Source organism: Mesorhizobium zhangyense, from assembly GCF_011045115.1.
In the GTDB taxonomy this organism is placed as follows: Bacteria; Pseudomonadota; Alphaproteobacteria; order Rhizobiales; family Rhizobiaceae; genus Mesorhizobium_M; species Mesorhizobium_M zhangyense.
The window spans coordinates 165,889-179,452 of the sequence record NZ_JAAKZG010000009.1 but is presented as its reverse complement, the minus strand read 5'-3'; the positions used below and the strand labels follow the sequence as shown (position 1 = coordinate 179,452).

Annotated in this window: 11 protein-coding genes; 10 read left to right on the top strand and 1 reads right to left on the bottom strand. The window is 63.6% G+C overall.

All coding sequences use genetic code 11. The features are described from left to right. Positions 1-2: 2 nt before the first annotated feature. The gene (gene tssH / locus G6N74_RS20495) at positions 3-2,789 is read right to left on the bottom strand and encodes a type VI secretion system ATPase TssH (RefSeq protein WP_165119874.1); all 2,787 of its coding nucleotides are present in this window, start codon (positions 2,787-2,789) and stop codon (positions 3-5) included. A 329-nt stretch (positions 2,790-3,118) separates the two neighbouring features. Here tssH and tssA point away from each other — a divergent pair, with 329 nt between their 5' ends. The 10 genes from tssA to tssK are packed head-to-tail and all read left to right on the top strand — an operon-like array spanning position 3,119 to position 13,561. After that, positions 3,119-4,291, top strand: coding sequence for a type VI secretion system protein TssA (tssA, locus tag G6N74_RS20490; protein ID WP_165119873.1), 1,173 nt, complete (start codon positions 3,119-3,121; stop codon positions 4,289-4,291). 6 nt (positions 4,292-4,297) lie between these two features. Then, positions 4,298-4,834, top strand: coding sequence for a type VI secretion system contractile sheath small subunit (gene tssB / locus G6N74_RS20485; RefSeq protein WP_091911904.1), 537 nt, complete (start codon positions 4,298-4,300; stop codon positions 4,832-4,834). A 3-nt stretch (positions 4,835-4,837) separates the two neighbouring features. After that, positions 4,838-6,346, top strand: a complete 1,509-nt coding sequence (gene tssC, locus G6N74_RS20480) for a type VI secretion system contractile sheath large subunit (protein WP_091911906.1) — start codon at positions 4,838-4,840, stop codon at positions 6,344-6,346. Positions 6,347-6,372: 26 nt separating this feature from the next. Then, positions 6,373-6,825: an Hcp family type VI secretion system effector gene (locus G6N74_RS20475; RefSeq protein ID WP_165119872.1), complete on the top strand. Its 453-nt coding sequence runs from the start codon at positions 6,373-6,375 to the stop codon at positions 6,823-6,825. Between the two features lie 27 nt (positions 6,826-6,852). After that, positions 6,853-7,572 carry a type VI secretion system baseplate subunit TssE gene (gene tssE, locus G6N74_RS20470; protein ID WP_165119871.1) on the top strand — a complete coding sequence of 240 codons (720 nt, stop codon included), beginning with the start codon at positions 6,853-6,855 and terminating at the stop codon, positions 7,570-7,572. A gap of 2 nt (positions 7,573-7,574) precedes the next feature. Next, positions 7,575-9,449 carry a type VI secretion system baseplate subunit TssF gene (gene tssF, locus G6N74_RS20465; protein WP_165119870.1) on the top strand — a complete coding sequence of 625 codons (1,875 nt, stop codon included), beginning with the start codon at positions 7,575-7,577 and terminating at the stop codon, positions 9,447-9,449. Beyond that, positions 9,413-10,471 (top strand): type VI secretion system baseplate subunit TssG, encoded by a 1,059-nt coding sequence (gene tssG, locus G6N74_RS20460; protein WP_165119869.1) that lies wholly within the window; start codon positions 9,413-9,415, stop codon positions 10,469-10,471. Before tssF ends, tssG begins: the two co-directional genes overlap by 37 nt. Next, positions 10,468-11,760: a type VI secretion system-associated FHA domain protein TagH gene (gene tagH / locus G6N74_RS20455; RefSeq protein ID WP_165119868.1), complete on the top strand. Its 1,293-nt coding sequence runs from the start codon at positions 10,468-10,470 to the stop codon at positions 11,758-11,760. Before tssG ends, tagH begins: the two co-directional genes overlap by 4 nt. Before the next feature lie 3 nt (positions 11,761-11,763). Then, the gene (gene tssJ, locus G6N74_RS20450; protein ID WP_165119867.1) at positions 11,764-12,213 is read left to right on the top strand and encodes a type VI secretion system lipoprotein TssJ; all 450 of its coding nucleotides are present in this window, start codon (positions 11,764-11,766) and stop codon (positions 12,211-12,213) included. Between the two features lie 13 nt (positions 12,214-12,226). Next, a complete protein-coding gene (tssK, locus tag G6N74_RS20445; RefSeq protein WP_165119866.1) occupies positions 12,227-13,561 on the top strand; it encodes a type VI secretion system baseplate subunit TssK in 1,335 nt (444 codons plus the stop codon). Positions 13,562-13,564 lie beyond the last annotated feature (3 nt).

The following is a 13,564-nucleotide window of genomic DNA, read 5'->3' as shown; positions in this document are numbered from 1 at the left end:
ATCTATTCGAAGGCGTAGGTGAAACCCTCGTCGGATGCGCCGACGGTGACCTTCGCCAGCTTTTCGCCGTCGATGGAGCGGTTCAGCACGCCACGGCTCATGCTGGGCAGCAGCGTGTTGGTCAGGATGGCGTCGATCATGCGGCCGCCTGATTCGATCTCAGTGCAGCGCGCCTTGATCATTTCCATCACGCCGTCGCCGATGACCAGTTCGGCATCGTGACTGGCGCGCAGCCGCCGCGCGATCTTGGCGAATTGAATGCGCGTTATCGCCTCGATCATCGAGCCGGACAGCGGATAGTATGGAATGGTGACGACGCGCCCGAGGAACGCCGCCGGGAAAACCTTCAGCAGCGGTGCGCGCAGAGAGGCATCGAGGTCTTCGATGTCCTCGCGTTTCTGGCCGCCTTCGGTCTTGTGCATGATGACTTCGGAGCCGACATTGGAGGTCAGCAGGATGAGCGTGTTGCGGAAATCGATCCGCCGCCCCTCGCTGTCGTCCATCATGCCCTTGTCGAAGACCTGGAAGAAGATTTCGTGCACGTCGGGATGCGCCTTCTCGACCTCGTCGAGCAGGATCACCGAATAGGGCCGGCGTCGCACGGCTTCGGTGAGGATGCCGCCCTTACCGTAGCCGACATAGCCCGGGGGCGCGCCCTTGAGCGTCGAGACGGTGTGCGCTTCCTGAAACTCCGACATGTTGATGGAAATGAGGTTCTGCTCGCCGCCATAGAGCGTCTCGGCAAGGGCAAGTGCTGTCTCGGTCTTGCCGACACCCGACGGGCCGCACAGCAGGAAGACACCGACCGGCTTTTCCGGCGCGCCGAGGCCGGCGCGGCTGATCTGCACGCGCTTGGCGATCATCTCCATGGCATGATCCTGGCCGACGACGCGCTCGGCCAGCACGCCGGCGAGACGCAACGCCTTCTCGGTCTGGCTGGTCAGCATCCGCCCGGTCGGAATGCCGGTCCAGTCCTGCACGACCGAGGCAACCGCGTTGCGGTCGACGGAAAGCAGGATCAGCGGAGTTTCGCCCTGCATCTCGGCGAGTTCGGCCATGAGTTCCTTGAGCCGCGCCAGATCGGCGGTGTTGTCGGGAGGCGTAGCCTCGGCTTCCGGCGGCAGTTCTGCGATGACCGGAGCCTCCTCAACGCTCACTGGAGCTTCAGCGCCGACCAATTCGGCAACGGGCTGCTTTTCCGTTTCGTTTTCGGCAGGAGCCTCCTGCCCCGTCGTGACGGCATCGAGCGGAACGCCCTCGCCGCGCAGCTTCGCGCGAACCTCCAGGATATCGGCAACAACGGTCTTTTCGCGTTCCCAGCGTGCCTCAGCGGCGGCCAGGGCGGCGTCGGTTTCGGCAATGCCGGTGTCGACGCGGGCCTGCCTTTCGACGGCATCAATGCCGATCGCGGTTTCGCGGCCGATAATGCCCTTTTCCACCTCCAGCGCCTGCCGGCGGCGCATCAGGTCTTCCACCTCAGCGGGTCGCGAATGCTGCGAGATCGCAACACGGGCGCAGGCTGTGTCGAGCAGACTCACCGCCTTGTCGGGAAGCTGGCGGGCCGGAATGTAGCGGTGCGAAAGCTGCACTGCCGTCTCGATTGCCTCGTCGAGTATCTGCACCTGATGGTGCTTTTCGAGCGTGCCGGCAACGCCGCGTAGCATCAGAATGGCGGCGGCCTCGTCGGGCTCGTCGACCTTGACCGTCTGGAAGCGGCGGGTGAGTGCGGGGTCCTTCTCGATATGCTGCTTGTATTCGGCCCAGGTGGTGGCGGCGATTGTGCGTAACTCACCGCGCGCGAGTGCAGGCTTGAGCAGGTTGGCGGCGTCACCGGTGCCGGCGGCACCGCCCGCCCCGATCAGCGTATGAGCCTCGTCGATGAACAGGATCACCGGCGTCTCGGAGGACTGCACCTCGTCGATCACAGCCTTGAGCCGTTTCTCGAACTCGCCCTTGACGCTCGCGCCGGCCTGCATCAGCCCGATATCGAGCATGCGCAGGCTGACATTCTGCAGCATCGGCGGCACGTCGCCCTCAGCGATACGCAGCGCAAAGCCCTCGACCACCGCCGTCTTGCCGACGCCAGCCTCGCCGGTCAGGATCGGGTTGTTCTGGCGGCGGCGCATCAGGATATCGACGATCTGCCTGATCTCGGGATCGCGGCCCACCACGGCGTCGAGCTTGCCCTCACGGGCTCTTGCGGTCAGGTCGGTCGAATATTTGGCAAGGGCGGAATCGCCTCCCGGAGCGCGGCGAACAGGTGCGGCCTCGGCAACCGGTGCAGGCCCGGCCGCCTCAAGCGAACCGGACACGACATCGTCCAGCCGCGCGATGACGCCGTCGGCATCGATCTTGTCGAACTCGGGACTGATCTTGGAGAGAAGCCCATCGAGCACCGGTGTCTTCAGGGCGGCCAGGATCACATAGGCGCCGCGAACCTCATCCGCGCCGAACTCGATCGACGCCAGGTTCCAGGCTTCCTGGATGGCGTGGAAGATGTGATCGGAGAATTCCTCGATCGACGTCGCGCCATAGGGCAGCTTGTCGATGGCGCGGGACATATCGGCGGCCAGACGGCTCGCATCGACGCTAGCATCGGCAAGGATGAGCTGCACGTCTGCCCTGTCCGACAACACAAGTTGCTCGATCCAGTGGACAAGTTCCACATAAGGATTGCCGCGGAGCTTTGCTGCATCCGCCGCTGCCTTGAAGGCGCGCACGCAGGTCGGATTAAGTTTTCCGACCAATTCCTTGCGCTTGAAACCTTGCGATGACTTGCGTTGCTGCATGACGGCTCCGATACGATCGAGTTCCTATCGTTTGTGCGTCTCTTCAAAACGTCATCACATGAATAAGAAGTACGTTTCCCCTGATCGGGCGAGTTTACAAAGCTTAGGGAAAATCGTGACTTCCCAATCAACGCCTCAAAACTGAAGCCGATAGCCATAATTGCATATCTGTTTTGGCAAGTGTGATATTTGTCATATTCATTCAAACAGAGGAAAAGTAAATTTCCTTAGTCATGAAATCAAGATGCTGAAAGCTTTGTAGGATAACTGCCTGATTTGTGGTAAATCTAGGCTCCGTTCGGTGACGGAATCCACCGATGGTGGTGAAGATGATTGATTTATCTTCCTGGTTGAGTCCGCTGGACGGAGAAAGTCCTTCCGGGGAGAGTCTGCGCAATAACAGGGACTTCCATGAACTGGAACGTCTCATGCAGCCGCAAATCGAAGTTGTGCGCGATGAGCGCAACAATCCGTCCTCACGAACAGAGGTTCCACCTGACTGGTCGGCAGTACTTGAAAAGGCAGAAGAGTTGCGCACGAAGGGGCGTGATCTGCGGCTTCTGGTCTTCGCTACGCGTGCACTCACCAACCTTTACGGACTGGCCGGGCTGAAGGACGGCCTGACCCTGATTGCCGGCACCTTCGACGCTCATTGGGAGACGATGCACCCCGAATTGCGGCCGGATGCGCCGCCACGCGACGCAGCACTGAGGCGCATCAACGCCCTCATGCAGTTGCAGAACGATCAGGACGGTCCGCTGGGCGACCTGCGGCGGATGACGATGTTCGAGCCGCGCGGCGGCCTCGGCCCGATAACGGGGCGCGACCTCGAGCTGGGCACGCTGGACGGCCGGGCGATGCTGAAGGAAGCCGCCTCCGGATTGAACGACACGGAAAAGGCAGAGCTTGCCAACAGGCACGACCAACTTGTGGATCGCGTGCGCAAGGGCTGCCTGACGCAGTTCGACAATGCGCCCGCCGAGATGACCGAGATGCTTGGCAATGCCCGCGAGGCGGTTGCCGCACTCTACGCCGTCGAAGTGGCGCTCAACGCACGCCTGGGCGACGGCAACGTCGCCATTGCCGACCTGAAAAAGTTCCTCGAGCGCGTTCTTGCAACGCTGGAGCGCGGCGCGACCGGCCAGACGGCAAAGGGCGCGAGCAACCCCGCCGAGGCAGCACCCGAAATCCAGCAGCCGCTCACCAATGGGCATGCGGCTCCGATTTACAACGGAACAACGAGCACCGGTACCATGGGCGTCTTCCCCGATCGCCTCACGTCGCGAGAAGACGTGCTGAAGTGCCTTGATCTCATCGTCGCCTTCTACGACCGCACCGAACCATCGAGCCCGATCCCGCATCTGGCGCGGCGGGTCAGGCGGATGGTGCCGATGGATTTCGTGGAACTGATGGAGGACCTCGCGCCCTCCGGCCTCAAGGAATTCCGGCTTCTCGCCGGTGAACCCGAAAACAGAAAAACCGCCCAAAAGGACGAAAGGTGACCGACGATGAGCGAAAGCAAAGCCAAGGTGATCGAACGAAATCGGGCGCCTCGCGTCCAGATTTCCTATGATGTCGAAACATATGGAAGCCCGACGACCGTCGAGCTGCCGGTGGTCATGGGTGTGATGGCCGACCTCTCCGGTGCGTCGCAAACGCCCGAAGCGCAGAAATCGGTTCTGGACCGCACCTTCGTCGAAACCGACGCAAACCGGTTCAAGCGCTTCATGGAAGCGCTTGGACCCAGGGTGAAGGCGCGGGTTCCCAACAAGCTGCCCCAGCCCGAAGGCCAGGAGCGCGACGAGGAACTGCCGATCGATCTCACCTTCACCAGCATGGGCGACTTCGCTCCCGACAAGATCGCCGAACAGGTTCCGCAGCTGGCTGAAATCCTGAAGATGCGGCGCCAGCTCGAGGAACTTCTGGGCTTCATGGACGGGCGCGTCGACGCCGAAAAACGCATCGCCCAGATGCTGAACAACGAACCGCTGCTCGGGCAGATCGCCGAACAGGCGTTGAGCGACAGCGACAAGGCGGAGGGCTGAGCCATGGCCGAGCAGGAAAAAGTCGCCGCTAACGGCGCAGCCGAGGCGGAAGCCGTAGACCTGGGTGAGTTCAGCGAACTTCTCGAAAAGGATTTTCGCGTCAAGAAGGACGACAGCGAGAAACTGCAGGGGCTGGTCCGCAATCTGGCGCTTGCCGCCCGCTCGCGCTCCGAGACGACCGCGATCTCGTCCAATGCGATCAAGTCGATCAAGTCGCTCATCGCCGGCATCGACAAGATGCTCACGATCCAGATGAACGAAATCCTCCACGCGCCGGAAGTGCGCGAAATGGAGGGGACCTGGCGCGGCCTCTGGTATCTGATCAACAACACCGAGACGGATCAGAAGCTGAAGATCCGGGTGATGAACATCTCCAAGCAGCAGCTGGCCGAGACGCTGGAAGACTACGAAGGCCAGATGTGGGACCAGAGCCCGATCTTCAAGAAGATCTACACCGAAGAATATTCGATGCTCGGTGGCGCGCCCTATACCTATCTGATGGGGGCCTACGAGTTCTCGAACCATCCGCAGGATGTCGGGCTGCTGCGCAATCTGTCGGGCATCTGCGCGTCTGCGCATACGCCCTTCATTGCCGCTGCCTCACCCCGCCTGTTCCGCATGGACAGCTGGCAGGAACTGCCCAATCCGCAGGACCTGCAGATGATCGTCTCCAACCCGGCTTACGCGTCGTGGCAGTCTTTGCGCGAGAGCGAGGATTCGCGATACATCGGGCTGACCATGCCGCGCGTGCTGGCGCGCCTGCCTTATGGCGCCGAGACGGTGCCGGTGAAGGGTTTTTCCTTCGAGGAGGAGGTCGAGAAGGACCACAACAAATATGTCTGGATGAATGCCGCCTTCCCGATGAGCGTCAACATCAACCGCAGCCACAAGCTGTTTGGCTGGGGCACGCAGATACGCGGCGTGGAAAACGGCGGCACGGTGATCAACCTGCCTGTGCACACCTTCCCGACAGACGACGGCTCGGTGGCAATGAAATGCCCGACCGAAGTCGCCATCGACGACCGGCGCGAGGCGGAACTTGCCAAGCTGGGCCTGATGCCGATCCTGCATCGCAAGAACACCGACCTCGCCTCATTCATCGGTGCGCATTCGCTACAGGATGATGAGACACGGGCCGGCCGGCTGGTCGATCCGGACGCCCAGTCCAACGAGCGGCTGAGCGCCAACCTGCCCTACCTGTTCCCGGTCTCGCGCTTCGCGCATTACCTCAAGGCGATCGCGCGCGACAAGGTCGGCTCGTTCAAGGAACGCTCCGACATGCAGATTTGGCTGACCGAGTGGATCAACCGCTATGTGCTGGCCAACCCCGCCTTCGCCGACGACAAGGCCCGCGCCAAGCGCCCGCTCGCCGCCGCCGAGGTGCAGGTGGACAGCGTCGAAGGCCGACCGGGCTACTACGCGGCCCGCTTCTATCTACGCCCGCACTATCAGTTGGAAGGCATCAATGCCTCGCTCCGGCTCGTCTCCGAGCTGCCTTCCGTCAAGCAGTAATCATTTGAGCACGATGGAGAACGGAAATGAAACTGGATGGTTTTCTAAAAGTTCCCGACATCAAAGGCCCCAGCGGCCGCGAGGGGCACAGCGACGAAATAGAAATACACGGGATGGAATACGGCATGGTCGCGCCGCATGATCCCAACTCGCTATCGCGCCGTGGCCGCGTGGCCCTCGGCGTCATCAAGTTCATCAAGCATTACGACCAGTCATCACCCTATCTGAAGCAGGCGCTGTTCAAGAACAAGAAGCTGGACGAGGTGAAGTTCTCGGCCCGCCGGACCATCGAGGAAAAGAGCAGCGACTATCTGGTGATCACGCTGACCGATGCCTCGGTGATCGCATACGACATGAAGCCGAGTGAACTGGAGCCCGACCTGCTCGAGGAGGTCGTCGGCTTTGCCTACAAGAAGATCAAGTTCGAGTACGAGGAAGGCAAGCACTCGGCCGAAATGGACGTCAGTGTCGGCGTTTGATCCTCACGACGACTTTCCGGTAGCGAGATGAGCAAGAGCAGCAGCCCTACTCAGGCAAGACGCGAGGCGGTCCAACCTTCACTTTGGGACCGCCTCGTCAACGATTTGCCGGGCGTGAACTCCGACATCGACGGGCTTCAGCAGGCCGTTCGGACCGAGATCGGCTCGGAACGGGTTGACGTTCTGCTCGAAGGCGGAGCGCGGACGATCGAGGCGGACGCCGCGCTGACGAAAGAGCAGAAACGCAGCCTGCATCGCCTGATCTTCCAGAACCATCGGCGCATGGAACTGGAAACCCGCGGCATCGTGGTTTCGGCGGAGGTTCTGCGCGAGGCGGTGCGGCGCGACATCGAGGCCCTGTTCAACACCGAGCGCTTCGAGGCAACGCCGCTGCTCACCGATTTCGAAGCCGACCAGATCGGCGACGATCCGCCGTCGCTGGATGACTTTCCCGAGGTGCGGCGCAGCGTCGTCAATTACGGCGTGCCGTCCTTTTCGGGCCGTTCCGCCCGCGATTTCGACCGCGAGGCGCTGGCGCGGGAAATCCGCAGCGTGCTTGCAGCATTCGAGCCGCGGCTGAAGGAAAGCGCGACGAAGGTCACCGTCAACAGCGGCGACAAGAGCGTGGGGCTCTCCATCGAAATCGATGCGGTGCTGATGATGTCGCCGACGCCCGAACGGATGCGCCTGCGAACGATGATCGACCTCGACAATGGCTCGGCACGGACCGATTTGAAGGATGTCTGACAATGGACAGGGTCTTCCTGGAATATTACGAGGAGGAATTGACCCACATCCGCGCGCTCGCAACCGAGTTCGCGGACATGCATCCGGCTGTTGCGCGCAACCTGTCGCTCGATACGGTGCCCTGCCCCGACCCTTATGTGGAGCGGCTGCTTGATGGCGTCGCTTTTCTCGCCGCACGCACCAGGCTGAAGGTCGATGCGGAGCGCGCGCGGTTTTCCCGCAGCGTACTCGAGGTTCTTTACCCCGATCTGGTTGCCTCCACGCCAGCGACGGCGATCGTGGTGCTGAAACCGGGCCAGCAGGTCCAGACGATGCTCGCCGGCCATGTCGTGCCGCGCGGCACGCGGCTGGTGTCGGGCCTGCAACCCGGCCTGTCGACGCGCTGCACCTACACCACCGCGCAGGACGTGACGCTGTGGCCGCTGGCGATCACCTCGATCGGCTACATTCAGGATCGAAGCGCGCTGGCGGCTGCCGGCATCGCACCGATCAACGGCGTCGGCGGCGAAGCAGCACTTCGGCTGACCTTTGCACGCACCGGCAAGGGCAAGCTCAACGAGTTGGCGCTCGACCGGCTCGACCTCTATTTTTCCGAGCGCACCAAAGCGCCGCTTCTTTTCGACACGCTTTTCGGAAGCTGCGTCGGCGTCGCAGCCCGTCCCGAAGGCCGGGACCATCGGCCCTCGCCATTGCCTGCGCTCGAAATGATCGGCATTCGCGACGACGAGGCGCTGATGCCGCGCACGCGGCCGACCTTCGAAGGTTATCGGCTGCTGCGCGAATATTTCGTCATGCCCGAGCGCTTTCACTTTGCGCGCATCGACGGGCTGCAACGCGTCGTGCGGCAATGCGAGTCCGGGCTTGAAGTCATCTTCCTGCTGCGGCGGCCGGTGCCGGAACTCGCCGATCTGACGCCCGGCGATTTCGAGCTCTTTGCAACGCCGATCATCAATCTCTTCGAGCGCGAGTGCAACGTGATCGAGCTCGACCGCCGCCGCACGCGGCAGGTGCTGCACGCAGACCGCACGCGCCCGCGCGATTTCGAGATTTACCGCCCGATCCGCGTCGAGGATGCCGATGTCGAGGGCCCTGATGCCGATATTCCGGCGCTGTTCAGCCTGGGGCAGAACCGCGGAAGCGGCTGGGTCTACTCGACCGAACGACGCCCACGGCGCGCGACCGAGGACGAAAGACGCCAGGGCCAGACCCGTACCTCCTATGCCGGAGACGATGTCTTCCTGGCGATTTCGCGGCCTGCCGGCACCGAGCCGGGCCGCCCCCTCAAGCGCGTCGATATCGCAGCACTCTGCACCAACCGCGACCTGCCGATCCTTGACGATACGCCGACGCTGACGCTCGAAAGCGGCGATCCGGTCGAGACGGTGAAGCTGCTCGGCTCGATGCGTCCGCCGCGTGCCGCCATTCCCGCCACACTGCCGGCAGGTGCGGCGGGCGAATCCCGCGCCGACGATCTGGCATGGCGGCTGGTCGCGCAGCTTTCGCTGAATTTCCTCAGCCTTGCCGAGGAAGGGCGCGGCGCCGAACCGCTGCATGCACTGCTCGATCTCTATGCCGATCGCGGCGATCCGGGACTGGCGCGGCATGTGCGCTCGATCACCCGCGTCGAAACGCGCCCCGTGGTCGAGCGGCTGCCGATCGATGGACCGATGTGCTTCGGGCGCGGCACCGAGGTGACGCTTCATATCGATCAATCCGTGCTGGCAGGACAAAGCGCGCTGCTGCTTTCGGCACTGCTTTCACAACTTTTCGCCCGCCATGCCGCGATCAACGCATTCGTGCGCACCCGCACGCGGCTGACCCGGAAACAGGAGGATGTGCCATGGCCGATGACGCCCGGCAGTCGCTGCCTGATCTAGGCACGATCACACTCCCCGACGAGACCTACGATTTCTTCGAGCTGCTGCGGCAACTCGAAAGCGATGGCCGCCTGTTCGGTCACTCCGGCAGGCCGGATCATGAGCCGGCGCGGCTCGGCCAGCATGTGCGCCTCGACTTCGCCTTGAGCGATGTCGTGGCGGTTCGCCGGTCCGCAGACAATTCGCCTGCCCGCGTCACGGTCGCCAATCTGGGCCTGATGGGACCGGAAGGCCCGCTGCCGATCCACATGACGCGCTGGGTGCTCGACCGGCTGTCGCAGCGCTGGTTCGCGGGTGCTGCGGCGCGCGAGACCAGCGACACGACTTTTGTGGATTTCGCCAACATCCTGCAGCACCGGATGATCGCGCTGTTCTACCGCGCCTGGGCGGACGCGCATCCCGCCGTGCAGGTCGAACGCAAGGTTGGCGGCCGCGTGCGCTCCATGCTGGAGACGCTGTCCGGCATCGGCCTGCCTGGCATGCTCGGACCGAAATCGTCGGAACTCTATGCGGTCAAGCTGCGCCAGGCCCCGGCCCTTGCCCATCAGGTGGAAGGCCCCGAGCGCCTGACCCGGTTTCTGGCCGAGGCGCTGAACGTATCGGTGCAGCTCAAGGAGTTCGTCGGCGTCTGGACTGCCGTTCCCGCCAAGCTGCAGACCCGGCTTGGCAGCGCCTATGCCGCGCTTTGCCGTGGCGCGACGATCGGGCCACGGATATTCCAGCGGCAGAGCCGCATCGAGCTTCGCGTCGGCCCGGTCGGGCTGAACGATTACGTGGCGTTCCTGCCCGGCGGGAAGCGGCTGGAACTTCTGCGGACGGCCGTGCGCGAACTGGTTGGCGACGTGCTCGATGTCGACGTGCGGATCGTTCTCGCCCGCGAAGAAATTCCCGCGGCCAAGCTGGGAACCGCCCGGCTGGCCCACACAACCTGGCTGCCACAAAAGAGCGAGCGCGCGGACGCCGAAGACCTGCTGATGCGGGTCGCGGTCGGCTGGCGGCCGGAAATGGCGGAGGCGGCATGAGCCTCATTCTCACTCTTGAGCAGGGGCCGCGGCCCCAGGCGATGCGCCAGGCCAGCCTGGAAGACGGCGAACTGGTGATCGGCCGCAGCACCGAGGCGGATTGGCGCATCGACGATCCCGACATGTTCGTCTCGCGTGCCCATTGCACGATTGCGAGCGGCCCGGATGGCTACACGATTACGGACACGTCGAGCAGCGGATTGTTCGTAGACGATGCCCACGGCCCGCTGGGTGCCGGCAATTCGGTAGCCTTGCGCCATGGCATGCGGCTGCGGCTGGGTGATTATGTGCTGCGCGTCGACCTTCAGGATGCCGCTACGGCCCAGCCTTCTCCCTTCACTTCGCCGTCCACCGCCTCGCGGGCTCCGGTAGCCATCGACCGCGACGACTTCTTTTCCGCCCGAGTGGAGGAAGAGCCGAAGCGGCAAAGACCGGCCGATCTGCCGAACCCGTTCGAACATCCCGAGCCGGGTGCATATCAAGCGTCGGAACGTTCGGAGGTCAGGCTGCGGTCCTCGCCGGCTTTCGACGACCCGTTCAGCATGGATCCTGTCGCGACGCCGAAACCCGATGCGGAAAAAAGCGACGGTTTTGATGGAAACAGCCCGTTTTTCGGAGGGCCGGTTTCGGGAACGAGGCTTGAGCCGCAGAGCACACCGGCAGAGCGGCAGCCAGCGCCCAGGCCCGCACCATTCCAGAAGCCGGTGGCTGCTCCATCCGACAGCGCGCTTCGCGATGCCTTCCTGCGCGGCATGGGGCTGAACGCTGCCGCGCTGCCGACGAATGACGCCGTTGCCGAGATGGAGGCATTCGGCCGTGAATACAGGCTGATGATGGACGGGTTGATGCAGCTTTTGCGCAAGCGCGCCGAGGAAAAGGGCAATGCCCGCATCGCCCAGACCGTGGTACAGGCGTCCGGCGTCAATCCGCTCAAATTCCTGCCCACCGTGGAGGACGCGCTGGAAACCCTGGTCGCCGAAAGCAGCCCGGGATTTCTCCCCGCCGATGCCGCGATCAAGGATGCCGTGCGCGATCTCGCCCATCACCATGTCAGCGCCTGGCGCGGCATACAGGGCGCGCTGCGGCACATGATCGACCGCTTCGATCCGGCCACCATCGAGGCGGAACTCAAATCACATTCGAAGGCGGATGTGCTTCTGGCCGGCGGCCGCCGCGCCAAGCTCTGGGACCTCTATCTGCAACGCCACCGCGAGATCGCCACGAACGCCGAGACGCGCTTCATGGGCGAGATCGGGGCCGATTTCCGCAACGCTTACGAACAGGAGTAGTGCATGATCCACCGACGCGGTTTTCTCATCGCAATTGGCGCGACTGGCCTTTCAGCCTGCGTCGGCGCACCCAAACCGGCCATGGTCACCGTCGCCCTGAAGGGCGAAGCGGGCATGAACAAGGGGCCTGACGGCACCGATCGCCCGGTCACCGTGCTGATCCTGAGGCTGAAAAGCCTTGGGGCATTCAATACGGCCGACTATTTCGCCCTGCAGGGCGACCCGTCAGCCGCCCTTGGCGCCGATCTCGTTGGGCTCGACCGCATCGCGGTTGCGCCGGGTGCGAGCACGTCCAAGACGATCGGCTTCGAGCCGGAAGCGCCTTACATGGGCGTCGTCGCCCTTGTGCGAGAGCCGGATGGGCGCAACTGGCGCGCCTCGTCGCCGGTCAATCCGAAATCCAAGGTAACCAAGAATGTGACGCTCGGCCCGGGCGGCTTGTCGCTCGGCTGACGGAGAAAAACGCATGAGCGATTCCAACAGGGTGCTTTGGTCCGAGGGTCTGTTTCTTCGGACGCAGCACTTCCAGCAGCAGGACCGCCACACCGAGGACATGCTGCGTGGCGCGTTGCAGGCCGGCCGGTTGCAGACCTATGGCTTCCGGTCGTTGACGCTTGACGAGTCGATGCTGGAGGCCGGGCGCATCGCCGTGCTTTCGGCGCGCGGCATCCTGCCGGACGGCACGCCCTTCGCCATTCCAGAGACGATGGACGCGCCGACGCCGTTGGCGATCACGCCCGAGACCGGCGCCGGCGCCGTTCTGCTTGCCCTGCCGCTGGAACCGCCGGGCGGGGCGAGCTTCGATCCTGCCCATGCAGAGCCGACGGGCGCACGCTATCGCGGCCGCATCGAGTGGGTGCGCGACGCGGTGCATGGCGGCGCGGATGCCGAGGAAGTCGAGATCGCACGGCCGCAATCGCTGCTGCTTGCGCCTACCTCTGCGGTCGGCGGCTACACGGCGATGCCGGTCGCCGACATACTGGGATTGCGGGCCGATGGCGGGATATCGCTGGTCGACAACTTCCTGCCGCCGGCATTGGTGACCGACGCGGTGCCCTGGTATTCGCAGTTGCTTCAGGAAGTCATCACCGGTCTCGACCGCATAGCCGACGCGCATGGCAAGATGGTGCTCGGCGGGCCGGGACGCAGCGTCGAGAACCTGCTGGTGCTCAATCTCGCCAACGAGGCGCGGCCACGGCTGGCGCATATGCTGGCGCAGGAGCTATTTCATCCGGCCGAACTGTTTCTCGAACTCGCAGGCCTGGCCGGCCGCATGGCGACCTATGGTTCGGGTTCGCGGCGGCTGACCGAACTGCCCATCTACGACCATATGGCCCCCGGCCCCGCCTTCTCCGCCCTTGCCGACACGCTGCGCTCGCTGATCCTCAGCCTGCGCTATGTCGAGCCGAAGTCGCGTGCCCTGCCCGTCATGCGGCACGCAACCAATGTCTGGAAGATCCGCATCGACAACCCGAAGGTTCTGACCGCCAGCCGCATCGTGGTGCGGGTGGGGTCGGAACTCTCCGACGAGCAGTTGCGCAAGATTTTCGTCAATCAGGTGACGGTGGGTTCGGCCGACGAATTCGAGGCGCTGTGGAAATCGCGCCTGCCGGGCATTCCGCTCAAACCGCTGCATTCGCAGCCACGCGAGATTCCCTATGACGGCGACCGGCTCTGCCTGGAACTCGACCAGCGCAGCGAACACTGGGCCTCGCTTCTTGATGCGCCGGGCTTCGTCATCGGCGTTTCCGGGGTGCTGCCGAGCGAGCCGCAGGTCGACTGCTATTCGGTAAACAGGTGAGGC